The 22,728-nt window shown below is 59.2% G+C and carries 22 protein-coding genes and 2 pseudogenes; 14 read left to right on the top strand and 10 right to left on the bottom strand.

Going from position 1 to position 22,728, the window contains the following annotated elements; translation table 11 throughout:
• Positions 1–13: 13 nt before the first annotated feature.
• Both NW843_RS06520 and NW843_RS06515 read left to right on the top strand, forming a co-directional pair.
• The gene (locus NW843_RS06520; RefSeq protein ID WP_414522451.1) at positions 14–1,084 is read left to right on the top strand and encodes an LOG family protein; all 1,071 of its coding nucleotides are present in this window, start codon (positions 14–16) and stop codon (positions 1,082–1,084) included.
• A 62-nt stretch (positions 1,085–1,146) separates the two neighbouring features.
• A complete protein-coding gene (locus NW843_RS06515) occupies positions 1,147–1,848 on the top strand; it encodes a phosphoribosylanthranilate isomerase (RefSeq protein WP_414522459.1) in 702 nt (233 codons plus the stop codon).
• A gap of 13 nt (positions 1,849–1,861) precedes the next feature.
• Here NW843_RS06515 and NW843_RS06510 read toward each other — a convergent pair whose 3' ends face one another.
• The 5 genes and pseudogenes from NW843_RS06510 to rbfA all read right to left on the bottom strand — a co-directional run bounded on the left by NW843_RS06510 (position 1,862) and on the right by rbfA (position 5,010).
• Positions 1,862–2,524 (bottom strand): DUF4115 domain-containing protein, encoded by a 663-nt coding sequence (locus tag NW843_RS06510; protein ID WP_414522458.1) that lies wholly within the window; start codon positions 2,522–2,524, stop codon positions 1,862–1,864.
• A pseudogene (locus tag NW843_RS06505) lies at positions 2,522–2,731 on the bottom strand (helix-turn-helix domain-containing protein); the annotation flags it as partial. The pseudogene NW843_RS06505 and the gene NW843_RS06510, both read right to left, overlap by 3 nt.
• A 68-nt stretch (positions 2,732–2,799) precedes the next feature.
• Positions 2,800–3,648: a pseudouridine synthase gene (locus NW843_RS06500; protein WP_414522450.1), complete on the bottom strand. Its 849-nt coding sequence runs from the start codon at positions 3,646–3,648 to the stop codon at positions 2,800–2,802.
• A gap of 41 nt (positions 3,649–3,689) precedes the next feature.
• Complete coding sequence (locus NW843_RS06495; RefSeq protein ID WP_414522449.1) at positions 3,690–4,223, bottom strand: hypothetical protein; 534 nt, start codon at positions 4,221–4,223, stop codon at positions 3,690–3,692.
• Positions 4,224–4,575: 352 nt separating this feature from the next.
• Complete coding sequence (rbfA, locus tag NW843_RS06490; protein ID WP_414328963.1) at positions 4,576–5,010, bottom strand: 30S ribosome-binding factor RbfA; 435 nt, start codon at positions 5,008–5,010, stop codon at positions 4,576–4,578.
• Positions 5,011–5,201: 191 nt separating this feature from the next.
• Here rbfA and NW843_RS06485 point away from each other — a divergent pair, with 191 nt between their 5' ends.
• From NW843_RS06485 to NW843_RS06475, 3 genes and pseudogenes are all read left to right on the top strand, one after another.
• Positions 5,202–5,417: a hypothetical protein gene (locus tag NW843_RS06485; RefSeq protein WP_238376842.1), complete on the top strand. Its 216-nt coding sequence runs from the start codon at positions 5,202–5,204 to the stop codon at positions 5,415–5,417.
• Between the two features lie 122 nt (positions 5,418–5,539).
• Positions 5,540–7,003, top strand: a complete 1,464-nt coding sequence (locus tag NW843_RS06480) for a cryptochrome/photolyase family protein (RefSeq protein WP_414522448.1) — start codon at positions 5,540–5,542, stop codon at positions 7,001–7,003.
• A gap of 166 nt (positions 7,004–7,169) precedes the next feature.
• A pseudogene (locus NW843_RS06475) lies at positions 7,170–8,062 on the top strand (IS630 transposase-related protein).
• 68 nt (positions 8,063–8,130) lie between these two features.
• Here NW843_RS06475 and glp read toward each other — a convergent pair.
• Positions 8,131–9,348, bottom strand: a complete 1,218-nt coding sequence (gene glp / locus NW843_RS06470; protein WP_414522457.1) for a gephyrin-like molybdotransferase Glp — start codon at positions 9,346–9,348, stop codon at positions 8,131–8,133.
• Positions 9,349–9,723: 375 nt separating this feature from the next.
• Between glp and NW843_RS06465 the strand changes: the two genes are divergently transcribed.
• Genes NW843_RS06465 through NW843_RS06435 form a run of 7 tightly spaced genes read left to right on the top strand, consistent with a single transcriptional unit; the run spans position 9,724 to position 13,696 of the window.
• Entirely contained in the window at positions 9,724–10,086 is a 363-nt protein-coding gene (locus NW843_RS06465; protein ID WP_414408265.1) for a cation:proton antiporter subunit C, read from the top strand.
• Positions 10,079–11,551: a cation:proton antiporter gene (locus tag NW843_RS06460; RefSeq protein WP_414522447.1), complete on the top strand. Its 1,473-nt coding sequence runs from the start codon at positions 10,079–10,081 to the stop codon at positions 11,549–11,551. Before NW843_RS06465 ends, NW843_RS06460 begins: the two co-directional genes overlap by 8 nt.
• Positions 11,535–11,939, top strand: coding sequence for a cation:proton antiporter (locus tag NW843_RS06455; protein ID WP_414357737.1), 405 nt, complete (start codon positions 11,535–11,537; stop codon positions 11,937–11,939). The genes NW843_RS06460 and NW843_RS06455 overlap by 17 nt, the downstream gene beginning before the upstream one ends.
• Positions 11,936–12,187, top strand: coding sequence for a hypothetical protein (locus tag NW843_RS06450; protein WP_011431878.1), 252 nt, complete (start codon positions 11,936–11,938; stop codon positions 12,185–12,187). The genes NW843_RS06455 and NW843_RS06450 overlap by 4 nt, the downstream gene beginning before the upstream one ends.
• A gap of 19 nt (positions 12,188–12,206) precedes the next feature.
• Positions 12,207–12,488 (top strand): monovalent cation/H(+) antiporter subunit G, encoded by a 282-nt coding sequence (locus NW843_RS06445; RefSeq protein ID WP_011431879.1) that lies wholly within the window; start codon positions 12,207–12,209, stop codon positions 12,486–12,488.
• Between the two features lie 9 nt (positions 12,489–12,497).
• A complete protein-coding gene (locus tag NW843_RS06440; RefSeq protein ID WP_414522446.1) occupies positions 12,498–13,019 on the top strand; it encodes a DUF4040 domain-containing protein in 522 nt (173 codons plus the stop codon).
• Complete coding sequence (locus tag NW843_RS06435; RefSeq protein ID WP_414522445.1) at positions 13,016–13,696, top strand: Na(+)/H(+) antiporter subunit B; 681 nt, start codon at positions 13,016–13,018, stop codon at positions 13,694–13,696. The genes NW843_RS06440 and NW843_RS06435 overlap by 4 nt, the downstream gene beginning before the upstream one ends.
• Here the strand turns inward: NW843_RS06435 and NW843_RS06430 are convergent.
• Both NW843_RS06430 and NW843_RS06425 read right to left on the bottom strand, forming a co-directional pair.
• Positions 13,691–14,116 carry a type II toxin-antitoxin system VapC family toxin gene (locus NW843_RS06430; protein ID WP_414348624.1) on the bottom strand — a complete coding sequence of 142 codons (426 nt, stop codon included), beginning with the start codon at positions 14,114–14,116 and terminating at the stop codon, positions 13,691–13,693. The two genes, NW843_RS06435 and NW843_RS06430, sit on opposite strands and share 6 nt — an antisense overlap.
• Complete coding sequence (locus tag NW843_RS06425) at positions 14,100–14,333, bottom strand: FitA-like ribbon-helix-helix domain-containing protein (RefSeq protein ID WP_071818136.1); 234 nt, start codon at positions 14,331–14,333, stop codon at positions 14,100–14,102. The genes NW843_RS06430 and NW843_RS06425 overlap by 17 nt, the downstream gene beginning before the upstream one ends.
• Positions 14,334–14,612: 279 nt before the next feature.
• Between NW843_RS06425 and carB the strand changes: the two genes are divergently transcribed.
• Together carB and psbA are read left to right on the top strand one after the other, a co-directional pair.
• A complete protein-coding gene (gene carB, locus NW843_RS06420) occupies positions 14,613–17,828 on the top strand; it encodes a carbamoyl-phosphate synthase large subunit (protein ID WP_414522444.1) in 3,216 nt (1,071 codons plus the stop codon).
• 341 nt (positions 17,829–18,169) lie between these two features.
• Entirely contained in the window at positions 18,170–19,225 is a 1,056-nt protein-coding gene (psbA, locus tag NW843_RS06415) for a photosystem II q(b) protein (RefSeq protein ID WP_414522443.1), read from the top strand.
• Between the two features lie 6 nt (positions 19,226–19,231).
• Here psbA and NW843_RS06410 read toward each other — a convergent pair whose 3' ends face one another.
• Both NW843_RS06410 and NW843_RS06405 read right to left on the bottom strand, forming a co-directional pair.
• Complete coding sequence (locus NW843_RS06410; RefSeq protein ID WP_414522442.1) at positions 19,232–21,082, bottom strand: aspartate kinase; 1,851 nt, start codon at positions 21,080–21,082, stop codon at positions 19,232–19,234.
• Between the two features lie 44 nt (positions 21,083–21,126).
• Positions 21,127–22,662 (bottom strand): site-2 protease family protein, encoded by a 1,536-nt coding sequence (locus tag NW843_RS06405; protein ID WP_414522441.1) that lies wholly within the window; start codon positions 22,660–22,662, stop codon positions 21,127–21,129.
• Positions 22,663–22,728 lie beyond the last annotated feature (66 nt).

Genomic DNA, 22,728 nt, shown 5'->3' with positions numbered 1-22,728 from the left:
TTAGGATCCCAGCTTGACCGATTCTGTTTCTTCCCTTCTGCGAGAGGTTTTTTCCAACGCTGAGACTCGCCTAAAGCAGTTGGAGCATCACCCCAACCGGACAGCCTGGCTGCGTATTTTGCAGTCGCTGCAGCGCATGGGATCCCTAGAGCTGAGCCGTTTAGATGCCAAGATCTTGGCGGCTACTCTTGAGGATCTGGAGCAGGGGTTTGCCGCCTTCCAAAACTATGCCCACCAACGCAAGATCACCGTTTTCGGGTCGGCACGGCTAGGGCCAGAAAGTCCCGAATATCGCCAGGCCCAGTTGTTCGCCTACTGCATCAGTCAACGGGGATTCATGGTCATGACGGGGGGCGGCGGCGGCATTATGGAAGCCGGCAACCGAGGGGCAGGGCTGGAAAACTCTTTTGGGCTCAATATCCAGCTTCCCTTTGAGCAAATGGCCAATCCCGTTATTGCTGCCAGCGATCGGGTCATCAACTTCAAGTATTTCTTTTCGCGCAAGCTCTTTTTTGTTAAAGAAACCGACGCGCTGGTGCTTTTTCCCGGCGGTTTCGGCACTCAGGATGAAGCCTTTGAATGCCTAACCCTAATGCAAACCGGAAAAACCAAGCTCATGCCCTTGGTGCTGGTGGACAGAACAGGTGGCTGCTACTGGAAAGAATGGGACGAATACGTGCGGGAGCACCTGCTCGGTCGCGGCCTGATCAGCCCAGAAGATCTCTTCCTCTACACCCTAACCGACGATGTGGGAGATGCCTGTCAGCAGATTGTCGATTTTTATCGCGTCTTTCACAGCAATCGCTACGTGCGGGAGCTCCTGGTTTTGCGCTTGAACACCAAACTTTCACCGGAAGCCCTAGAGATTTTAAACGAAGAGTTTGCCGACATTCTCGATTCGGGCCGGATCGAGCAAACTGGGGCCTTGCCGGAGGAAGCCGAGGAAGATATTGCCCATCTGCCACGGCTGGTGATGCACTTCAACCAGCGCAACTTTGGACGGCTGTGGCAAATGGTGCGCCGGATCAACAAGCTTCACCCGGAACAGCCGGATCCTCTGCAAATGCGCCCTGAACAAAAGTAGATGTATCAGCGCTCTCAGAACCATCCAAGAACCAGCAGCCAATTGTTTTGGTGGTGCTCCCAATGGGCCGGTTGTTTGTCAAAATCTGCGGCATCACCCGTCAGGATCAGGCGGAGGCCATCGCCGCGCTGGGGGTGAGTGCCCTTGGGTTCATCGCGGTGCCCAATACCCCCCGCTATTTGCCCCTCTCGGAAATGGCTCGTTGGGTGGGATCCCTGCCCGACCACGTGGAAAAAGTAGGGGTCTTCCTGGATCAGGATCCCCGCGCCATCGCCGCCTGGGTGGAAACGGTGGGCCTCACGGCTGTCCAGTTGCATGGCCAAGAATCCCCGCAGGATTGTCAGCAATTGGGGAAATGGCTTCCCGGGATCCGCCGCATCAAAGCCCTGCGCGTCCGCCAGCCGGCGGATCTGGAAGTAGCCCATCTCTACCGAGACTGTGTGGAGGTGCTGCTTTTGGATGCCTATCATCCCCAACAGGCGGGGGGAACGGGGCGAACCCTGAATTGGCCAGAACTTGCTCGCCTTTCGCGTGAGCGGGCTCTGCCCTTGCCTTGGCTACTGGCTGGTGGGCTGAACCCGGACAATGTTCTGCAGGCGCTCAGCCACCTGCAGCCAAGCGGCATCGACCTCTCCAGTGGTGTGGAACGTCGGCCAGGCGATAAAGACATCGACAAAGTCCGACACCTGCTGCAGCAGCTTGGCTCCCAAGGGTGGGAGATTGCTCCTACTCTGCCGCCGATAACGCCAAGCGCAACGGGATGATAATTTTGGATCCCTACTGCAGCGACCGAATATCCGACCCCGGTTCGAACATCAGCTCTTTCACTTCCCCAAATCGGCCCATCACTCCAAGCTCCCGGTCGTTAAAGGTCACCAACACACCGCCCGCATTGCCGGTACGCAACACGATTGACTGCTCCGCTTCCCAATTCAACTCGGCCCCTGGCTGTAAGGTGGCCTCAAAAACCGTTTGCCCATCGGCGATGACCCGCAACCAGGAAGGGCGCTCCACCACGCGAATATCCAGACGCACCGGCTTGCGCCCCGCCCCCCCTGAGTGAGCTTCCAAGACCTCGGGGAAGACGCCCTGAATGCGCGTCCATTGGTCGAGGGTGGGAAACAGTTGGCGGGCCGTGGGTTGAGCTGCCGACAGAGTGGGATCCGGGGAGTTGGCAGCAGGCGGTTGCTGGCCGGATCCCTCCCGACTGACCGTTGACAGGCTCACCAGCCAACGCCCAAAGGGATTGCCTGTGCCCTCCAAAAGAGCCGACAATCCCCCCACCGTCAGCACAATCAGCACCACATAAGCGGCCCAAAGGTGGAGAGGGCGCAGGGCAAAGGCAGGCTGCTGGCCGACAACAGCAAGAGGAGCTGGCGCGCGGGGGGTTTTGGCCGATAAAAGCGGAGAGGCACGCCGAGAGAGGGTTTCGCCATCCAACCCCAAATAGTCGGCATAGCGCTTGAGAAACCCTTGCACATACACCGGCTCCGGTAACCGGCTCAAGTCAGCTTCCTCCAGCGCCTGCAGATATTGGCAGCGAATGAAGGTATCGTTAGCTACTTCTGTCAACGTCAGTCCCCGTGCCTCCCGTGTTTGCCGCAACAGGGATCCCAGGGCTTCTAAAGAGTGTGCTGGCTCTTGCATCATTTGGCCACCTGCGGAAGAAAGGAGGCTACTGTGAGAGTTTGCACTCAGTTAGAGGCTCTGACGAGCTAATCGCGTGAGCGGGCCGGAGGCCTTAGAGGGCGCTTCCCGATCGCGTAAGCGGGACGGAGTCCTTGCGAGGATGAGCTGCTGTGCCCGGTGAGAGGGGCCAGCAAAGCTCGGATCTCATGGGGATCCAACTGGCGGAACTGGCCTGCTTTCAGGTTGCCCAAGCCCAGTGGGCCAATGGCTTCCCGATGTAAGCTGAGCACCGGATGCCCAAGACGCTCCGCCACCCGCCGAATTTGCCGGTTGCGTCCCTCAAACAACACCACCCTCAGCCAGGAGCAATTGGGATGCTCCCTTTGCCGGAAATCCGGGGCAGGACAAAACTCCACCTCCGCCGGCAGAGTGGTGTACCCCTCTAAATCTACTCCGTCTCGCCAATGTTGCAGAGTGGCCTGACTCGGATGCCCTTGTACCTGTACCCGGTAGGTTTTGGGCAGATGATAGCGCGGATGGGTCAGCTTCAAGGTCAAGTCGCCATCATTGGTGAGCAGCAAAGCGCCACTGCTGTCCGCATCCAGCCGGCCCACCGGGTAGAGGCGGGTTTGCCGTTTCCAAGATGGGGGGAGCAGATCCAGCACCGTCTTGCGTCCCCAAGGATCTGCACAGGTTGACAAAACCCCCACTGGCTTGTGCAGGAGCAAAACATAGCGCGCCGGATCCTTGGCCAAAGGGATCACTTGCCCATCCACCTCGATGCGATCCCGCTCTGGATCGGCTTTGGAGCCCAGCTCAGTGACCACCTTCCCGTTCACTCGAATGCGCCCAGCCAGGATCCAAGCTTCCACCTGGCGACGCGAGGCCAATCCCTGCTGAGCCAAGAGCTTCTGTAGCCGTTGGGGTTCTGCCATGGGGATTTGAGCAGCAAAAGCAGCAACCGAAGCTGAGGGTACTAGGCGGCGGAGCCTGAGGCGTCTGGCCCGCTTGCGCGAACGGGGTTGGAGAGTCGGTCGGACACACCAGCAGAATTGGAGGGCAACAGCAGCATTTCCGACTGAGACTCTGAGTTTCCTCCTAGAGAATAGCTGAGGCCACAGTCGAACTCTTCTGCCAGCCGACAGACTTCCTTGAGATCTCCCACCGACCAAATGCTCCAACTGCTGCGAATTTGGTTATCCACCCACACTTCCACGCGATTGCCTTCGATGTGCATGATGCGCTTGGGCTTGGCTTCTGAAGGGCAACCTGCAGGCTCGGCCAAGGCCTCCGGCCCGCTTACGCGAACGGAAGATTTTTGCCTCAAGGCCCCCAGAGCCGCCATGAGCTGCGGCAGAGCCAGCAAAAGGTGCTGAGTGGCCTGTTGGGGTTGCCCTTTCAAGCAGGAAACCAAAGCTTCGGCAACACTCTGGTTTAGGGCCTGCAGAGCTTGGAGTGGAGTAGCACCCCCTAGAGAGGGATCCGGTTGCAGTGGGCTTTGAACATCCATGAAAAGGCAGGAAAGGCATGGACAGCAACCTTACAGCCCTTTCGCAGGTTGACCACAACAACGCCGCTGCCCTTTGGAGCAGAGCGCTCTGGTTTGCGCAAGCGTGCCGCAGACATGGAGTCCTGTACGGATAGACGATCGGGGGAAGGGCTGTATAGCTCCCTTAAGCCTAACAAATCCAAAAACTTCAGGGCCTCCGGCCCGCTTACGCGAACGTCAAAAACTTTTCTTGGATGTTGTCCGCATTGCTGCAAAGCAAAGGCCCCTCTATCTAGTGGCCATCAAGGCAGATCCTTTGCTCTCTCGTGCAAAGCAGGCTGAGCTCCAGCGCGGATCCCTCGAAATGGTGCAACTATTCGCCGCTCGATTCGTTTTCTTCGCCCTCGGCAGTGTCCTCAACCCCAGCTTGGGATCCCTCCGGTTCCTGGGCCTCAGAGGTCTGTCTCAGTTGGTTAAGCAGAGCCAAAACGCGGGATCCCCGCTCCAAAGAGCGATCCTGCAAAAACACCACCGTTGGCACCCGTCGCAGGCTGAGGCGCTGGCCGATTTCCCGCCGCACAAAGGGTGTGGCCGCCGCTAACCCTTCCATGGCCCGGTGTTGAGCTGTCTCATCCCCATAAATGCTGACGAAGATGCGAGCATTTTGCAGGTCATTGGAAACCTCGACATCCACAATGCTGACCATCCCTGCCCCGACCCGGTCATCTTTGATCTCCGAGAGCAGGATTTGGCTGACCTCTCGTTTGATCAGTTCTGCTACCCGTGCCACTCGTCGCGCTGTCGCCATTTTTGGATACCTAGGCTAACATCATCCGCAAGCCTGCTCTGGCTGGTGTGGAGCTCAGCCCTTGCCGGCTCGATCCCAAGAACAGTAGCCAATGCTACGAGCATCTCTTCCTTCCACCTTTATCCTGAGTCCATGTCCATCTTGCCTTGAGTATGAATACCTAAAGCCATCGATGGATGGATGGAGACGTGATGATCAAGACGCCAGAGGCGCTGCGGCGCTCCATTGAGCAGTTCATGCTGAATGTGACGGAGCCGCTTGACCCGTTGCTCTCGCTGAAGCTGACTCAGCTGGTGGTGATGTTGGGGGATACAGCTTACGCGATGGGATACAGCGATGGCCAGCAAAAGCCAGAGGAGCGCTGCCGCTATTGTCCCAGTCGGGTGTTCGACAGTCTAGAGCTTTGATAGGGTTCTTCAAGGTTCTTTAGAATGTAGCTTCTGGCCGCCCCGGCTCCCAGCCTTGGGGGGAGTGAGTTGAAAGGGGCGGTGGCAACCGGCCAAGATGGGATCCCATTGCTTGGCAGCCTATGACTTCCCCCGTTTTGCTTTGGCATCGTCGCGATCTGCGGTTAGGCGACAACACAGCTCTTCATGAGGCAGCCCAGCGCAGCTCTCAGGTGGTGCCTGTCTTCATTTTCGACCCGCAGATGCTGAGACGGTCGGACATGGCCCCAGCTAGGGTGGCCTTTTTGCTTCAGGCTCTGCAAGAGCTCCAAGAGCGCTACGCCCAGATGGGGATCCCACTGATCTGGCGGCTGGGGGATCCCTCGGTGGAGTTGCGGTGCTTGGCCACAGACCTGGGAGCCAGGGCCGTGTTTTGGAATGCCGATGGGGAGCCGTTCGCCCTACAGCAAGAGAGTCGAGTGCAGGCCAGTTTGGCCGCAGCCGGGATCCAGTCCTTCTCCTACCAAGATATGCTGCTGCACGGGCCGGGGGAAGTGTTGACCCAGGCGGGGGAGCCCTATTCGGTCTTCACTCCCTTCTGGCGCAGGTGGGCGAGCTTGCCCAAGCGGGATCCCTACCCAACCCCCGAGGGTCTGCAGCCGGTATCGGGACTAAAAGCGCAGCCTCTACCGACTTTGGCAGATTTGGGCTTTGTCTGCGACCAGCGGATCCCAGCAGCGGGGGAAGCAGCGGCTCAAGCCCTTTTGGAAGACTTTTGTCAGGGTTTGCGCATTTTGGACTACGAGCGAGCCCGCAACTTCCCGGCTGAGCCGGGCACTTCTCTACTGAGCCCCCACTTGTGCTGGGGAACGATCGGCATTCGCCAGGTGTGGCAAGCCACGCGGGAGGTGGAAGCCGAGGTGCGCAGCCAAGAGGCCGAAAGCAGCTTGCAAACTTGGCGGCAGGAGCTGTGCTGGCGAGAGTTTTACAAGCATGTCTTGGCCCACTGGCCCCACGTGGAAACCGGAGCCTATCGACGAGCCTTCGACGCCCTGGAGTGGGACAATCGGCAGGACTGGTTTCAGGCCTGGTGCACCGGTCAGACGGGCTACCCCATCGTGGATGCGGCCATGCGCCAACTGAACGAAACCGGCTGGATGCACAACCGCTGCCGCATGATTGTGGCCAGCTTCCTGACCAAGGATCTGCTTATCGATTGGCGCTGGGGGGAACGCTACTTTATGCAAAAGCTAGTGGATGGGGATCTGGCGGCCAATAACGGCGGTTGGCAGTGGAGCGCCAGTGTGGGCACGGATCCCAAGCCCCTGCGCATCTTCAACCCGGCCACGCAAGCAGCCCGCTATGACCCGGAAGGAGAGTACATCCGTCGCTATCTGCCGGAGCTGGCACGGCTGGATACGCCGGCTCTGCTGTGGGTGGGGGATGACCCCAAGGGATCCTGGGCTTTGCGGGAACGGCGAAGCTGTGGCTATCCGGATCCCATCGTGGATCACAAGGTGCAGCAGCAGGCGTTCAAACGGCGCTACCAGGCAGTGCAGCAGGCCTACTCTAGGTCTGTTCGAGACGGTCTCCCCCCTCCTTCCTAGTCCTCTGTGCCGCTGCCCCCTCTCTCGACGACGGCAGACAAAAGGCAAGACAGGTGCCATTTGAAATGACCACAAAGCAGGTCTGTGTAGTTGTAGTCAATTCAGTTGACAATGAGACGGTGTTAAAGGCAAGATGACGTGGGGGTAGACCTCAGGAGGAAGCTTCATGACCTATAGCTTAGACCTGAGAGAGAGAGTCGTAGGGTATGTCCAGGAAGGGGGCAGCCCCACTGCAGCTGCACAGATGTACAAAGTCAGTCGTGCAACGGTTTATCGCTGGCTGAACCGAGAAGACCTGAGGCCGACAAAAGTCAAGACTCGGAAGCGAAAGATAGACTTGGTCGCTCTGCAGCAAGACGTAGAACAGTACCCAGAAGCTCGACTGAAGGATAGAGCCCAGAGGTTTGGCGTCCATCCCAGCGCTATTTACTATGCTCTTAGGAAGATGAAAACAACGCGAAAAAAAAGAGTTAAGGCACCGAGAGCGGGATTGGCAAGAGAGAATCAACGACTCTAGGGTCTTGAGGGAGTTGGTTCAGAAGTATGGAAGTGAGAGTTTAGCTTACAATGGGCTCTGCACCGCTGACGCGAATGATGAGAGAATGACGAGACAGGGTTTGGGGAGATACGCACCTGTTTTATGCTTGGCCAAAGAGAGGGGAGAAAGTTTATGGGAAGAGAGAGAGCTGAGTAGCCGGTAGGAGGAAGGAGAGAGGGGGTTTGATAGCCCCGACGCTTTTTCAAGTAGCTCGAATGCGGAAGAATTTGAGGGACACTAAATGCCGAGTTTGGAGAGGACATCTGTATTGACTCTGGGCAATGGGCCGATTCAAAGGCCTAGGGCCTGCTCGGCGAACGGAAGGGAAGGATAAAGGATTTGATGAAAGCGGCAGGGCAGGAGGTGGTTTTTTGCTGAGGCCCTCGCCAGACTTGAATGAGATTGAGGGTGATTTTAGTGCTCTCAAGAGGGCAAGGATGCATGCTGATAGAGGAACTTCTGTGGATGAAGTGATAAGGCCTGCGGTCCGCTGTTGCAGACGGAACTGTTGTACTGGCTAGCGTCTCATTGTTATTTGGATTGACTATGGCGGCTATTCCAGCAGCAGCGAGAGGAAGGCTAGGGATCTTCAGGGCAGTTGCAGCACCTGAACGGGCGAACCAGCAGGGATCTGGGTTGTCCCTACTGGCAGCACAGCCAAGGCATTACAGCCGGCCAGACTGATGAGATTGCCGGAATTGAGGTTGGCGGCGGGCTGAAATTGGATCCCCTCAGGCCTGACCTGCAGCCGTCCCCAGAGATAGTGTTCCCGCTGACCGTCGGCATGCAGATCCACCGGGCTGAAGGCGGAGAGGATCTGCCAGCAGGGGGGCAGGGATCCGCCCATTTTTCGCAGGGCCGGGTGCAAAAAGCGCCAGAAGGTCACCAGGGCAGAGGCAGGGTTGCCCGGCAGGCCAAAGTAGAGCTTGGGGGGGCCGTGGGGATTGGGAAAACGAGCCACCGTCAGGGGTTTGCCCGGCTTGATGGCCACGCTGCGGATGAAAATCTCGCCTCCCAACTCCTCCAGCACCTTTTCCACCAGGTCAAAATCCCCCACCGATACCCCTCCGGAAGAGATCACCCCATCGGCAGAGGCCAGGGCCTGCTGGACGACCTGCCGCAACACCTGGGGCCGATCCGGCACGATGCCCAACTGGATCGGGATCCCACCCGCTGCCTTGACCAGAGCCGCCAGGCCGTACTGGTTGGAATCCACAACCTGCCCCGGCTCCGGCACCTGCTGGATGGGCACCAACTCATCCCCTGTCGAGAACAGGGCTACCCGGGGCTGACGAAACACCGGCACCATCGCCTGTCGGATGGCAGCCAAAACGGCCAGCTCCGCTCCGCCCAAAGCCTGCCCTGCCGGCAGGAGGGGATCCCCCTGGCGGGCAAAGTCTCCCTGAGGCCGGACAAATTGGCCCCGCTGCGGGCGCTGCAAGAGGCGAACGGTTCCTGGCGAAGGTTGCTGCGTGTATTCCTGCATCACCACGGTGTCCGCACCGCTGGGCAAGAGGGAGCCGGTGTAGAGACGCACCGCTTGTCCAGGCTGGAGCTCTCGGGTGGGTGCCTTTCCGGCGGGGAGAGTCTCAATCACCTGCAGCTCACAAGGGATCCCCGCTTGCACATCTTCATGGCGCACGGCATAGCCATCCATACTGGAGGTGGGATGGGCCGGAAAATCCTGGGGGCTATACACAGTTTGGCTGAGAACGCGGCCTTGGGCGGATCCCAGCTCCACCCACTCTGTGCCCAGCGGCTGAACCGCCTGCAAAATCAGGGCTTCTGCTTCGGCCACCGGCAGCATCACGGCTTTTACAACCCCCTTCTCCAACACCTTATCTTCAGCATCCAGAAGTCGGTTCCGCCAAGGCCATTAAAAACAACTTAAACTGCGGACAGCGGCCATCAATTCCGACCTTGGCATGAGAGGTGTATGACCAGGATCCCACCAAGCCCCAGAGCTGGCAAGAAGTCGCAGCAAGTTGCCCATTGGGAGCTGCAGCTCTTTCGAATTCGGGATCCCGGTCTTGCTGGGGAGATGGGGATCCCGGCAGCGTTGCAGCCGGCCACAGGCTATCTGGCTGCCGCGGCTGCGGAAGCTGGATACTGGTCACGTAGCGGGCGTAGCCTTAGAACGACTGAGCGACCAGATAGCTCGAGCGCAGCAAGCGAGGTGTCTATGTTAAATGCCGCCGTCATCCTCACGATCTTCCTTGGCTTCTGGGGAGTCGTGGTCAAGCGCAACCTCATTATGAAGATCCTATCTATGGATGTTATGAGCACCGGGGTCATCGCCTTCTTCGTGATCTGGGCAGCCCGGAGCGGTGTGTTCACCCCCATCTACAAACCCTGGCGCGAGCTGGACTATGCCGACCCGGTGCCTCAGGGGATCATCCTCACGGCCATCGTCATTGGCCTATCGGTACAAGCCTTGATGTTGGTGGGGGTGATGAAGCTGTCCCGCAATCATCCCACCCTCGAAGTCGAGAGCATCGAACAGGCAGTCGCGTCAGGGGCGCAGAGCACTTCTACCGATGACTGAGCTGACGCTGGTGTGGGTGGCATTGCCCTTTCTGCTGGCCTTCACAACCTACTTGATGCCGGCCCTGACCCGTCCCAGCTTGGTGGGGATGGCCGCGCTGACGGTGGCCTATGCGGTGCAGCAGGGGGGCTTGCCCGGCACAACCGCTGCGCCCTTGGAGCTGCAGCTTTTGGATCACTTCGGGGTGACGCTGCGGATCGATGCCAATGGAGCAGCGATGCTCTTGGCTCACGGCCTGGTCACGCTGGGGGTGGCGCTGTATTTGGATAGACGCTTTGCGGGCAGCCGCTTTCTGGCCATGCAGCTACTGATCGTGCACGGTAGCGCCAACGCCGTCATCATCAGTGCTGACCTGATCAGCGTCTACGTTTCCCTGGAGGTGCTCAGCATCGGCGTGTTTTTGCTGCTGACCTACGGGCGGCGGGCTGAGGGCCAACCCACAGTGGAAGAAAATGCTCCGCACCGCGATCGCCAGCTCTGGGTGGGGCTGCGCTACCTTTTCATGAGCAATGTGGCCATGCTCTTCTACCTGATGGGCGCAATCCTGGTCTATGTGCGCACGGGATCCCTGGCGATGAGCAGTTTGGCTATGGCCGACCCCACGGCCTTGGCGCTGATTGCTGTGGGTCTTTTGGCCAAGGGGGCGATCTTCGTTGCCGGCCTGTGGCTGCCCCTCACCTACGTTACCGCGGATCCCGTTGTTGCGGCGGTGCTCAGCGGTTTTACGACCAAAGCAGGAGCCATGGCTTTGGTGCGCTGCAGCGAGGCTTCGCCGGTCTTGGCCCAGGGGTTGCCCTACTTGAGCGCTGGTTCAGCCGTTTTCGGGATCCTACTGGCCTTGATGGGGAGCACGCCCCAGCACCTTCTCGCCTGGAGCTCGGTATCGCAGATGGGATTTGTGATTGCTGCCCCTCAATGGGCAGGTTTGTACGGTCTTGCCCATGGGTTGGCAAAGCCCTTGCTGTTTGTTGGAACAAGCGTGACCCATCCCTGGCGTTGGCCGATGCTGCTCTTGGGGACGGCTTCCCTGGCAGGGGTACCCGGCAGTTTGGGGTATGCGGCCAAGGCCCTCAGCTTGTCTGCTCTGGATCCCTGGCACGAGTGGCTGCTGGTGGGGGTTACCGTCGGCACCACTTGTTTAGGCGTGCGAGTGCTGCGGGCACCTGTTTCTCCAATGAAGGGGGCAACCACCTCTGCAACTCCTTGGCAAGATAAAGTGGCACTGGTGCTTTGGGGTGGGGGCTTGCTCTGGGGCTGGCTACCGGCGGCCTATGGCGCTGACAATCTTCTCAAGGCGCTCCTCAGTTTGGGCGTTGGGATCCCCCTAGGCTGGTTTTGGGAGCGGATCCCTCTGAAGGGAGGGTCGGTGAACGAAGGGCTGGAGGCCGTGGTGGGTGGCCTGAGCGTGGTGTTGGTGCTGGTTTGGGTTCTGTTTGGTGAGGTCAGTCATGGAGCGCTACCCTAAGCTGGGTCTATTGGAAATCGGCCTGCGCCTCTTGATTTGGTTTCTGCTGACGGGCAATCTGAGCTGGGACAATGTGGCCATCGGGGTGGCGGCAACGTTGCTGCTGCCGCGCCAGGCTTCCGCACCGGTGCAATGGCGGGATTGGGGGCGAGTGCTCCAGGAAATTCTTCTCGCCATCCCAAGAGCCTACTGGGAAGCCTTCGAGATGATCCTCAAGCCCCACACTGTTGAGGAAGTTGTATACAAACAAACCCTGCCCAACCGTTCAGCAGGGCTGGTGTTTCTGGATATCTTTTTAATTACCTTCACGCCCAAAACCATCGTGCTCAATTGCAATGCCCAAGGCACTTATGAAGTCCATGTGCTCAAGCCGCGGGAGGACGTGTGAACCTACTGCTGTTTCTCCTGACCCTAACGCTGTGCTTGCCCCTGTATGCCGCTTGGCTGAAGGAAGATATTTGGCAGACGATGCTCGCCTTTGCCAGCTTGGCCACAAAGACGGCCATCCTGATTTTGGTGGTGTCGGTGGTGCGGGATGATTGGATGATCGGAATTGTGGGGGTTTTGATTTTGTCGGTGGGCAATGCGGCCTTAATGCTCTTGGCTCATGTACTGAAACGGCTGGAAATGCTTTAGAAAGGCCCTGGGGGTAGGTGTGGAAGTCTGGGTGGAAGGTCTGAGCTATCTGTTGTTTGGGATTGGTGTGCTGTTTTGGTTGTGGGGAACGGCGCCGCTCCTTGGGGATCGCTCGATTTTATTTAAGCTGCACGGCCTTTCGGTGTCGGACACCCTGGGCTCGATGAGCATCATGCTGGGGCTGCTGTTGCGGATCCCACGGGAATGGCCCCTGTTGGTGTTGGCACTGATCTCCCTGGCTATTTGGAATACCATTCTGGGCTATGTGCTGGCGTTTTGCTCGCAGCGCAAGTCCCTATAGGAGGGCAGGATGGAAGAGACCCTGTTGCTGGTGATAGCGTTACTCCTGCCCCTGACGGCAAGCTTGGTGGTGACTCAGACCAATCCCTACCACGCCTTGGTAATGCGAGGGATCCTGGGGACGATTGCCGCCCTGATCTATGCGCTGTTTGGGGCGGCGGATGTGGCTCTGACCGAGGCACTGGTGGGCACCATGCTTTCTATTACCCTCTACGCCATTGCGGTGCGCTCTTCGCTGAGCATGCGCCTGGGCGTTCTCGAAGGCAGCCCTGTGCTGGAGGCCAGTACCTCAGCAGCACGGCAGTTGTTACAGCAGATGCGCCAAGGGCTACAGCGGTATCACATGCGCTTGGAGTTGGCCGCCTATGGGAGTTCAGAGGCGTTGGTGGCTGCTCTTCGCAGCCGGGAGGTACACACCATTGCCCTTGAGCCCGCCGGAGAAGCAGCAGAGTATCGCCTGGTTACACGCGTACCCCGCCTGCAGGCCATTTTGGCGCAGCAAGCTCTGGCCGCTGAGGTGATGGCGACATGAAGTGGGTGTACGGGATAGCGGTGCTGCTGGCAGCCCTACAGCTCATTGTGGGCGAGGCGGGATCCGTTTCCCCCAATCGCGCAGCGGGCGTGGCCTTAGTCGAGGCGGTGGAGATTCTGGCCAGCGAAAGCGGTGTGCCCAACGCGGTGACGGGTCTCATTCTGCGCAACCGCCTCTACGATACGGTCTTTGAAGTGGTGGTGTTTTCTACGGCGATTTTGGGCGCCCAATATCTGCTGGCGGATGAGCAGCCGACAGCCAATGTAGCTCAATTTACCGATATTCCCTCGATTGTGTTGGCGCGAGTGGGAGCCACCATTTCGGCTTTGATCGCGGTGGAGCTGGCCATTCGAGGGCACCTGACGCCGGGCGGAGGCTTTGCTGCCGGGGTGGCGGGGGGGACGGCCATTGGCTTGGTGGCGATCACCGCCTCTTCCGCCTGGATGGAGGCCATCTACAAACGGTGGCGGGCTGCGATGTGGGAGAAGCTGTCGGTGGTGACGTTTATCGGGGTGGCCGTGGTGGCTCTGGCCGGCTGGGAATTGCCCAGAGGGGAGTTGGGGGATCTGTTTAGCGGCGGTTGGATCCCGATTCTCAATATTCTGGTGGCGATCAAAGTGGCGCTGGGATCCTGGGCGGCAGTTTTGATCTTTATTCGCTACCGCGGCTTGTTATGAGGGTCTAAATGGGTTAATGAGAGGTACCCCTGTCCCGGCAAAATCACGGACATTGCGAGTAACCAGGGTAAGTCCGTAAACCAAGGCTGTAGCAGCCAGTTGTTTGTCAATCGCATTTTGAGAGTGAGGTACGCACAGGCTTCCCCATACCTGGGCTTCGGTAATTGTGAAATCAAGAATGTGATCGGCATAGTCATCGACAACCGTTTGCAGCCACCTCTCCAGAAGGTTGGCTTGCAGATGATCGCCGCGATGGCGCATGAGTTCAACGCCTCGGCGGAGTTCGCCCAGCGTGATCACGCTGATGTAGATGCGGGCCTCTTGCTCAATGGCAGTTTGAAGAAATTCTTGAACCCCGGAGTTGGCTTGACTGTGTTTGCGCAGCTCACTGATGACGTTAGTGTCAAGCAAATACGTCATGGGCAGTGTTATCTTGCACCCGCTCAAAGTCTGAATCGTTGCCAACGTTAGGTATCGATCTGAGCACTTCGGCAAAGGACTGTTTCGCAGGCTGGAGTAAGACTTGCTCTAGGATTTTGCGGTGTTCGGCCTCTGCACTAACGCCGTGACGACTAGCCCTTTGTTTGAGAGCTTTGACAATGGCTTCGTCAACATTGCGAACAATTAACGTGGCCATAGAGCGTTTCCTCGATCGGCAGATCCCTGGGCGGCTTTGCTGCGACGATAGCATTGATATCATCTAAAGTTCAAGTTTTCCCGTCTATTGATACTGATGAAGAAGCTGCCCTTTTGCGGGTTGCCCCAGAGAACTCCTGCCTGCCAGGGATCCAAGCTCTGCCTGCTGTGCATAGCCTTTGAAAGCGCAACACCCAAAAAAGAGGGATCCCGATGAGCAACTTGACCTGCAGGTGACCTCTACAATAGAAGGCTGACTCTGCCACCTGGTGGGATCCCTATGCCGCGCCGCACCGATATCCACAAAATCTTGCTCATTGGAGCGGGGCCGATCGTCATTGGCCAAGCCTGTGAGTTCGACTACTCGGGCACCCAAGCCTGCAAAGCCCTGCGGGAAGAGGGCTATGAGGTCGTTTTGGTCAACTCTAACCCCGCCACCATCATGACGGATCCCAGTATGGCGGAGCGCACCTACATCGAGCCGGTGACGGTGGACTTTGTGGCCAAAATTATCGAGCGGGAGCGCCCTGATGCTTTGCTGCCCACCATGGGCGGCCAGACGGCCCTCAACGTGGCGGTGCAACTGGCCCAGCAAGGGATCCTGGAGCAGTACGGGGTGGAGTTGATTGGGGCCAAGCGGGAGGCCATTGAAAAAGCCGAAGACCGCGATCTCTTCAAGCAAGCCATGCAGCGGATTGGCTTGGCCGTGCCCCGCTCTGGCCTGGCCCACACCCTGGAAGAAGCCAAGCAGATTGCCCAGGAGATCGGCTATCCCCTCATCATCCGCCCGGCCTATACCCTGGGGGGCACCGGTGGTGGGGTGGCCTACAACCAGGAGGAGTTTGAAGAGATCTGCGCCGCCGGTTTGGAAGCCAGCCCCGTTTCCCAGATCTTGGTGGAAGAATCGGTCATCGGCTGGAAGGAGTTTGAGCTGGAGGTGATGCGGGATCTGGCGGATAACGTGGTGATCATCTGCTCCATAGAAAACATCGACCCGATGGGGGTGCACACTGGCGACTCCATCACCGTGGCCCCGGCCCAAACCCTCACCGACAAGGAATACCAGCGGCTGCGGGACTATGCCATCGCCATCATGCGCGAAATTGGCGTAGAGACCGGGGGATCCAACGTGCAATTTGCCGTCAACCCTGCCAACGGCGAGGTGCGGGTGATCGAGATGAACCCGCGGGTCTCCCGCTCTTCTGCTTTGGCCAGCAAGGCCACCGGCTTTCCCATCGCCAAAATTGCCGCCAAACTGGCAGTGGGCTACACGCTGCCGGAGATCCCCAACGACATCACCCGCAAAACTCCGGCCAGCTTCGAGCCCACCATCGACTATGTGGTCACCAAGATCCCTCGCTTTGCTTTTGAAAAATTCCCCGGCGCAGAGCCGGTTCTCACCACCCAGATGAAATCGGTGGGGGAGGCGATGGCCATTGGCCGCACTTTTCAAGAATCCATCCAGAAGGCATTGCGTTCCCTGGAAATCGACCGTCCCGGCTTTGGCAGCGATAGGCCGGAGGTTTTCCCCAAGCCAGAGGAAGTGCGGGCCAACCTGCGCACCCCCAACCCCTTCCGATTGCTCACCATCCGCACCGCTCTGCTCATGGGCTTTTCTGCCCAGGAGATTGCCCAACTCACCCACATCGATCCCTGGTTTATCGACAAGCTACAGGAGTTGGTGGAGGTGGAGCAAGCCCTCAAGGGGCGGGAGCTGGGATCCCTGAGTGCTGAGGATCTGCGGCATCTCAAGCAAATGGGCTTCAGCGACCGACAAATTGCCCACCTCACTGGATCCACGGAACATCAGGTGCGGGCCTGCCGCAAAAGCCTGGGGGTGATCCCCACCTACAAAACTGTAGATACCTGCGCCGCCGAATTTGAGGCTGCTACCCCCTACCAGTACTCTACCTACGAGAGCGAGTCGGAGATTTTCCCGGCCCGCAAAGAGAAGGTGATGATCTTGGGAGGTGGCCCCAACCGCATCGGCCAGGGGATCGAATTCGACTACTGCTGTTGTCATGCTGCCTTTGCCCTCAGCCGCCTGGGTTACGAGGCGATCATGGTCAACTCCAACCCGGAAACCGTTTCCACCGACTACGACACCGCTGATCGCCTCTATTTTGAGCCGCTCACCCATGAAGAGGTGATGAACTTGGTGGATGCTGAGCAGCCGGTCGGCCTGATCGTGCAATTTGGCGGTCAAACTCCCCTCAAGCTGGCGCAGGGGCTGGCAGCAGCCCAGGCTCCCATCTGGGGAACTTCCCCCGACTCCATCGACATTGCTGAGGATCGGGGGCGCTTCGAGCGCATCTTGCGGGAGTTGGATATTCGCCAACCGGCCAACGGCATTGCCCGCAGCGTGGAAGAAAGCTTGGAAATTGCCCGCCGCATCGGCTATCCGGTGGTGGTGCGGCCCAGCTACGTCTTGGGGGGACGAGCCATGGAGATCGTCTATTCCGACCAAGACCTGCAGCGCTACATGCAACTGGCGGTGGCGGTGGATCCGGATCGTCCGGTGCTGGTGGATCAGTTCCTGGAAGAGGCGGTGGAGGTGGATGTGGATGCCATTGCCGACCGCACCGGCGCTGTTACCATCGGCGGCATTCTGGAGCACATCGAGCAGGCCGGGATCCACTCGGGCGATTCGGCCTGTGTATTGCCCAGCCGCACCCTCAGCCCCGAGGTGCTGCGGGTGATCCGCGAGTGGACGGTGAAGTTGGCCCAAGCTCTGAAGGTGGTGGGCCTGATCAACGTGCAATACGCCGTCCAAAAAGGTCAAGTCTATATCCTGGAGGCCAATCCGCGCGCCTCCCGCACCGTCCCCTTTGTCAGCAAGGCCATCGGCCATCCGCTGGCAGACTACGCCGCTCAAGTGATGAGCGGCAAAACCCTAGCCGAGCTGGGCTTTACCCAGGAGGTGATCCCCTCCCACATTGCCGTCAAAGAAGCGGTTTTGCCCTTCCACAAGTTTCCCGGCACCGACACGCTGCTGGGGCCGGAGATGCGCTCCACCGGTGAGGTGATGGGCATTGACACGGACTTTGGCCGCGCTTACGCCAAAGCCCAACTGGCGGCGGGGCAGAATCTACCTCTGCAGGGGACGGTGTTCATCAGCGTCAGCGACCGGGATAAACAGGCGGTCATCCCGGTAGCCCGCGAGTTTGTGGGGCTGGGCTTTCGCCTGTTGGCCACCGAAGGAACCCAAAAAGTTTTAGCCGAGCACGGGATCCCGGTGGACAAAGTCCTCAAGCTGCACGAGGGACGGCCCCACGTCATCGACGCCATCAAAAATCACCAGATTCAGCTCATTATCAACACCCCTTCCGGTGTCGAGGCGCAGCAAGATGGCCAAAAGATCCGCCGCACTGCCCTGGCCTACAAGATCCCTCTGGTGACCACCTTGGCAGGGGCCAAAGCCACCGCGGCTGCCATCCGTGCTTTGCAGTCGGGATCCCTGCAGGTGAAGTGCTTGCAGGATTTTTTCTCTGTCTAGGATTCTGGAGGAAAAAAAGCAGGTCCCGGACGGCACCTCTTTCCTAAACCTATCCTTAAGAAACGTCTGCTCAAGCTTGGCTGCCATCAACTGCCAGTGACCGACCTTCGCCGGGAAGCTCTCAAAGACCTCCAAATTGCAACATATCGGTGCTGATTTGTATCGACAAATCCATTTTTTTCACAGTCCCGTTGCGAAAGTTAGGGATCCCTGTCGGCGTCCCTAAAACTGTCTAGCCTGAAAGAAGGAGACGCTTTTGGCGGTCGGCGCGGGAAGAGTTTTGCCCCGTTCAAGGAAGCCGACAAAGCAAAGAATGGTTTTGTCTCTTTAGGAGTTGGCCTATGAGTACGGTAATTCGCCGCTCCTCGGCTGCGCGGCAGCTCTGGAGTTGGAATGGCTTTTGCCAATGGATAACCAGCACCGAAAACCGGCTTTACATCGGCTGGTTTGGCGTGTTGATGATCCCGACCTTGTTGGCAGCAGCCTTTTGTTTTGTAATCGCTTTTATTGCTGCTCCGCCGGTGGATGTGGATGGGATCCGCGAGCCGGTGATCGGCTCTTTGATAGGGGGGAACAATCTCATCTCGGCGGCGGTGGTGCCCACGTCGGCGGCCATCGGCTTGCACTTTTATCCCATTTGGGAAGCCGCCTCTTTGGATGAATGGCTCTACAACGGCGGCCCCTACCAACTGATCGTGCTCCATTTCCTGATCGGGGTGTGGTGCTACCTGGGCCGGCAGTGGGAGCTGAGCTATCGCTTGGGCATGCGTCCCTGGATTGCGGTGGCGTTTTCCGCTCCGGCGGCGGCGGCTACGGCAGTGCTCTTGGTTTACCCCATCGGCCAGGGCAGTTTCTCGGAGGGCTTGCCCCTGGGGATCGCCGGCACCTTCTACTTCATGCTGGCTTTCCAGGCGGAGCACAATATCCTCATGCACCCTGCTAGCTGGCTGGGGGTGGCCGGCGTCTTTGGCGGCGCTCTGCTGGCCTCCCTGCACGGCTCCCTGGTGATCTCCAGCCTAATCCGCGAGACCTCGGAAGAAGAGTCACAAAATGCCGGCTACCGCTTCGGGCAGGAGGAAGTCACCTACAACTTCCTGGCCGGGCACTACGCGTTCTTGGGGCGGCTGGGGTTCCCCGGCCTGGGCCTGAGAAACAGCCGTTCCGTCCACTTCTGGATGGCGGCCCTGCCCACGGTGGGGATCTGGGCGGCGGCGATAGGTATCGGCCTGATGGCCTTTAACTTGAACGGCTTTAACTTCAACCAGTCCATCCTGGACAGCCAGGGCCGCTTCATCCCCACCTACGCCGATCTCCTCAACCGCGCCAATCTGGGGATCCAGGTGATGCACGCCCCCAACGCCCATCATTTTCCCTTGCTGCTGGCGGCCAGACCCTGAGGCAGGCTAGGGGCAGTCCAGCCGGAAAGCGCGGTGAATAGCTTGCAAGGCCGGGATCCCTCGATCCCGGCGCACTACACAGCTCACCTTGATCTCCGAGGTGGCGATCATCTCGATGTTGATTCCGGCTTCGGCTAGGGCTGCAAACAGGCGAGCAGCCACGCCGGGATAGGTTTCCATCTCGGCGCCGACAATGCTGACCTTGGCAATGTCGTGATCTGCGTCAACGCCTGCCGCCTGGAGCTCTTCGGCCACCTGCCGGCAGACTGCCTCAGCAGCCATCGCTTGATCCTGAGGCACGGTAAAGGCAATGTCGGTACTGGGGATCCCGTTGTGGTAGCCCCGCTGGCTTTGGATGATGGTGTCCACGATGATCCCGGCAGCCGCCAAGCGCCCGAACAAATGGGCGGCAGTTCCCGGACGATCCGGCACTTTGCGAAGGCCCAGCCGCGATTGCTTCAAATCCAAGGCAACACCGCGTACCGGGTGGCTGTCTTGAGGAGCAGCCGGCATCTTTGCCCGATGCAAGTGGGGGATCACCTGGAACGACTCTCCCAGAGCCAAGGCGGCATCACCGGCCCGCTCCGCAGCCACCACACAGCTCACCTTGATCTCGGACATGGAGATCATCTGCAAATTGATCCCGGCCTCGGCCAGCACCTGGAACATTTGCGCCGCGATCCCAGGTCGGCCCATCATCCCCACCCCGGCAATGCTGACTTTGGCCACCGCCTCATCCACAATCACCGCTGCACACTGCAGCTCTTGGCCAATCTGCCGGGCAACGGCTGCAGCCTCGGTCACCTGCGACCGACTGACCGTAAAGGCAATGTCATTGGTGGGCTGGGGCACGGATCCCTGCGGCAAGGAGTCCGTCCCGCTGGCGCAAGAGGCTGTGAACTGGAGGGACTGCAAAATCAAATCCACATTCACCCCTGCTGCCGCGATCCCCTGAAAGAGCTGGGCGGCAATGCCAGGGCGATCCGGCACCCCCACCAACACCAACTTGGCCTGATCCCGATCCAGCTCCACCGTATCCACCGCCAGGCCCAGCTCGATACTGCTGTCGGCAGCACGAGGACGGGGGGGAGGAGAAAGAATGAGAGTGCCCTCGCATCCCGCCTGCAACGGCTCCAAGCTGGAGCGCACCCGCAGCTTCACACCGTAGTTGCGGGCAATTTCCACCGAGCGGGGATGCAGCACCTGGGCCCCCAAGCTGGCCAGCTCCAACATTTCATCACTGGTGATCTCCGGCAACAGCCTGGCCTCAGGCACCTTACGCGGATCCGTGGTGAAGATCCCCGGCACATCGGTGTAGATCTCACACAGCTCTGCTCCCAAAGCCACTGCCAAGGCCACCGCCGTGGTGTCGGATCCCCCCCGACCCAGGGTGGTGATCTCCAGCTCCGCCAGGCTGGTAATCCCCTGAAACCCGGCCACCACCACCACCTCTTCCCGCTCCAGGTGCTGCCACAGGCGGTCGGTGTGGATGTGCAAAATGCGGGCCCGGCTGTGATCCCGAGTGGTGACAATGCCCACCTGGGCTGCCGTCAGGGAAAGGGCAGGACACCCCAAGCGTTGCAGCGCCAAGGCCACCAGGGCAATGCTCACCTGCTCACCGGTGGAAAGGAGCATATCCCATTCCCGCAACTGGGCCGGTGTGGTCGGGGATCCCTGCAATATCTGTTCCCCCAGATCCACAAGGCGATCGGTTTCATCCCCCATCGCCGAGACCACCACCACCACCCGATGCCCTGCCTTCACCGTGTGGGCCACCCGTTGAGCCACGGCCTGGATACGCTCCACAGAGCCGACAGAGGTACCGCCGTACTTTTGAACAATTAAGCTGCGTTGCATGAGAGGAGAACGAGGTCAGGGGCGGTTTGGATCCTACCCCGGATCTAGGCCAAGCCCAGTCCATTTTGCAAAAACGGCGGCACCGGCAGCAGGATCAGCACCAGCAGCGTGAGCATCCCCAGCCCCAGCAGATCTCGGGCCTCGTCCAGTTCCGTCACATCGTTGAGGGCCGGCTCGTCGGCACTGGAAATCACAAACAGCAGCAGCGCCCAGAGCAACAGCCAAGGCTGCACCGTCAAAGCCAGCAGCAACACCAACCAGCGGGCTACCCGGCCCACATTCGCTCCCATCTGCTGTCCATACACTGCGTGGACAATGTGCCCTCCATCCAGTTGGCCCACCGGCATGAGGTTAAAGGCAATCACCACCAAGCCCAGCCAGCCGGCAAAGGCCAGCGGGTGCAGCTCGATCACCTGCCCCGGCTGCAACTGATCCCCCAGCACCATACGGGCCAGAATTGCCAGCAGCACCGATAGGCGCGGGTCAATGCGATGAAAACTAATCGGGGTCGGCTGCCCCTCCGGCACCGCGGGAGGATCTGCAGGCGCTGAAAACAACAGCCCCAGCAACAGCATGCCCAAAGCAACAAGACTCCCTGCCAGCGGCCCAGCGGCGGCGATATCAAACAACACCTTGCGGTTGGGCACCGGCTCTTTCAACTGGATAAACGCCCCAAAAGTCCCTAGGACAAAAGGCACCGGGATGAAATAGGGCAGCGAGGTTTTGATGTGGTGGCGGCGGGCCACCCAGTAACGAGTCCACTCATGGGATCCCAAAATGGCAAGGATCCCGACCGCATAGGGCAATCCTTTCATCAGAGAGGGCAAATGCAGCAGCCGGTCAGGGCTAACCCCAGCCGCGTGGGCCCCAGCACTGAGGGTTGTCCAGAAGGTGAATAGCAACAGCCCCAAAGCCAGCAGCGGCAACTCTCGACTGTCCGCCAGGGAGCGCCGCGCCGCCGGGTTGGGCACCAAGGCAAAAAAGGGCTTACCGGCAAACCCCTCCTGCAGCACCACCAAAAAGCGTTTGCCGAAAGTGGTTTCCACGTTTTGCTGCACCCGCTCATAGGCTTCACTGGGATCCGCCCGCAAGTTGCCCCGGCAGATGATCGCCTGGGGGCGGTACTCCACATTTTGCAAATAAAAGACGTTCCAGGGGAAGCAATGGCTCAGCTTCTCCCGCGGCACTTCGGAGATGGGGGTGTGGGCAAGAGCCAGCGAGACCGGATCTGCGGCGCCGTCTTCCTCCTCTTCCTCTGGCTCAGGTTCCCCAGCCGGCGAGGGATCCGCTTCTGGAGAGGAGTTTTCCACCTCTGGCCGAGGGCCTCCGGTTGAGGGTCGAATACCCCCTCGTCTCACCAAGGTCATGCTGGTAAAGTAGGAGGTGAGAAACAGCAGCAGCATCAGCAAGGGAGGCAATTCGTACTGAAACACCTGACGCCCCAGCACCCAAACCAAAGGGGGCAGCATCATCACCAGCCACAGGATCCGCCACGGCACCTTCGAAAGGCGGGCCACACTTTTTTGCAGCAGCAGGTAGGTTGCAGAACCCACCAGCGCCAACAGGATCCAATCTGCCATGAGTTCAAAAAACGGAGGAGAACACCTGATACATTTACGCTGAACACTGCTGAACATCACTGTTCA

The sequence above is a fragment of the Synechococcus sp. R5-12 genome (genome assembly GCF_047502655.1).
Classification (GTDB): Bacteria; Cyanobacteriota; Cyanobacteriia; order Thermostichales; family Thermostichaceae; genus Thermostichus.
Note: the sequence above shows the minus strand (reverse complement) of the source record. Positions and strands in the feature narration are given on the sequence as shown.

Coding starts and splice junctions, on each gene's coding strand:
- NW843_RS06440 (WP_414522446.1), top strand. CDS start 12,498: ATGGAAGAGACCCTGTTGCTGGTGATAGCGTTACTCCTGCCCCTGACG.
- NW843_RS06435 (WP_414522445.1), top strand. CDS start 13,016: ATGAAGTGGGTGTACGGGATAGCGGTGCTGCTGGCAGCCCTACAGCTC.
- NW843_RS06485 (WP_238376842.1), top strand. CDS start 5,202: ATGATCAAGACGCCAGAGGCGCTGCGGCGCTCCATTGAGCAGTTCATG.
- NW843_RS06465 (WP_414408265.1), top strand. CDS start 9,724: ATGTTAAATGCCGCCGTCATCCTCACGATCTTCCTTGGCTTCTGGGGA.
- NW843_RS06515 (WP_414522459.1), top strand. CDS start 1,147: ATGGGCCGGTTGTTTGTCAAAATCTGCGGCATCACCCGTCAGGATCAG.
- NW843_RS06500 (WP_414522450.1), bottom strand. CDS start 3,648: ATGGCAGAACCCCAACGGCTACAGAAGCTCTTGGCTCAGCAGGGATTG.
- NW843_RS06480 (WP_414522448.1), top strand. CDS start 5,540: ATGACTTCCCCCGTTTTGCTTTGGCATCGTCGCGATCTGCGGTTAGGC.
- NW843_RS06495 (WP_414522449.1), bottom strand. CDS start 4,223: ATGGATGTTCAAAGCCCACTGCAACCGGATCCCTCTCTAGGGGGTGCT.
- glp (WP_414522457.1), bottom strand. CDS start 9,348: ATGCTGCCGGTGGCCGAAGCAGAAGCCCTGATTTTGCAGGCGGTTCAG.
- psbA (WP_414522443.1), top strand. CDS start 18,170: ATGAGTACGGTAATTCGCCGCTCCTCGGCTGCGCGGCAGCTCTGGAGT.
- NW843_RS06455 (WP_414357737.1), top strand. CDS start 11,535: ATGGAGCGCTACCCTAAGCTGGGTCTATTGGAAATCGGCCTGCGCCTC.
- NW843_RS06405 (WP_414522441.1), bottom strand. CDS start 22,662: ATGGCAGATTGGATCCTGTTGGCGCTGGTGGGTTCTGCAACCTACCTG.
- NW843_RS06410 (WP_414522442.1), bottom strand. CDS start 21,082: ATGCAACGCAGCTTAATTGTTCAAAAGTACGGCGGTACCTCTGTCGGC.
- NW843_RS06460 (WP_414522447.1), top strand. CDS start 10,079: ATGACTGAGCTGACGCTGGTGTGGGTGGCATTGCCCTTTCTGCTGGCC.
- rbfA (WP_414328963.1), bottom strand. CDS start 5,010: ATGGCGACAGCGCGACGAGTGGCACGGGTAGCAGAACTGATCAAACGA.
- NW843_RS06430 (WP_414348624.1), bottom strand. CDS start 14,116: ATGACGTATTTGCTTGACACTAACGTCATCAGTGAGCTGCGCAAACAC.
- carB (WP_414522444.1), top strand. CDS start 14,613: ATGCCGCGCCGCACCGATATCCACAAAATCTTGCTCATTGGAGCGGGG.
- NW843_RS06425 (WP_071818136.1), bottom strand. CDS start 14,333: ATGGCCACGTTAATTGTTCGCAATGTTGACGAAGCCATTGTCAAAGCT.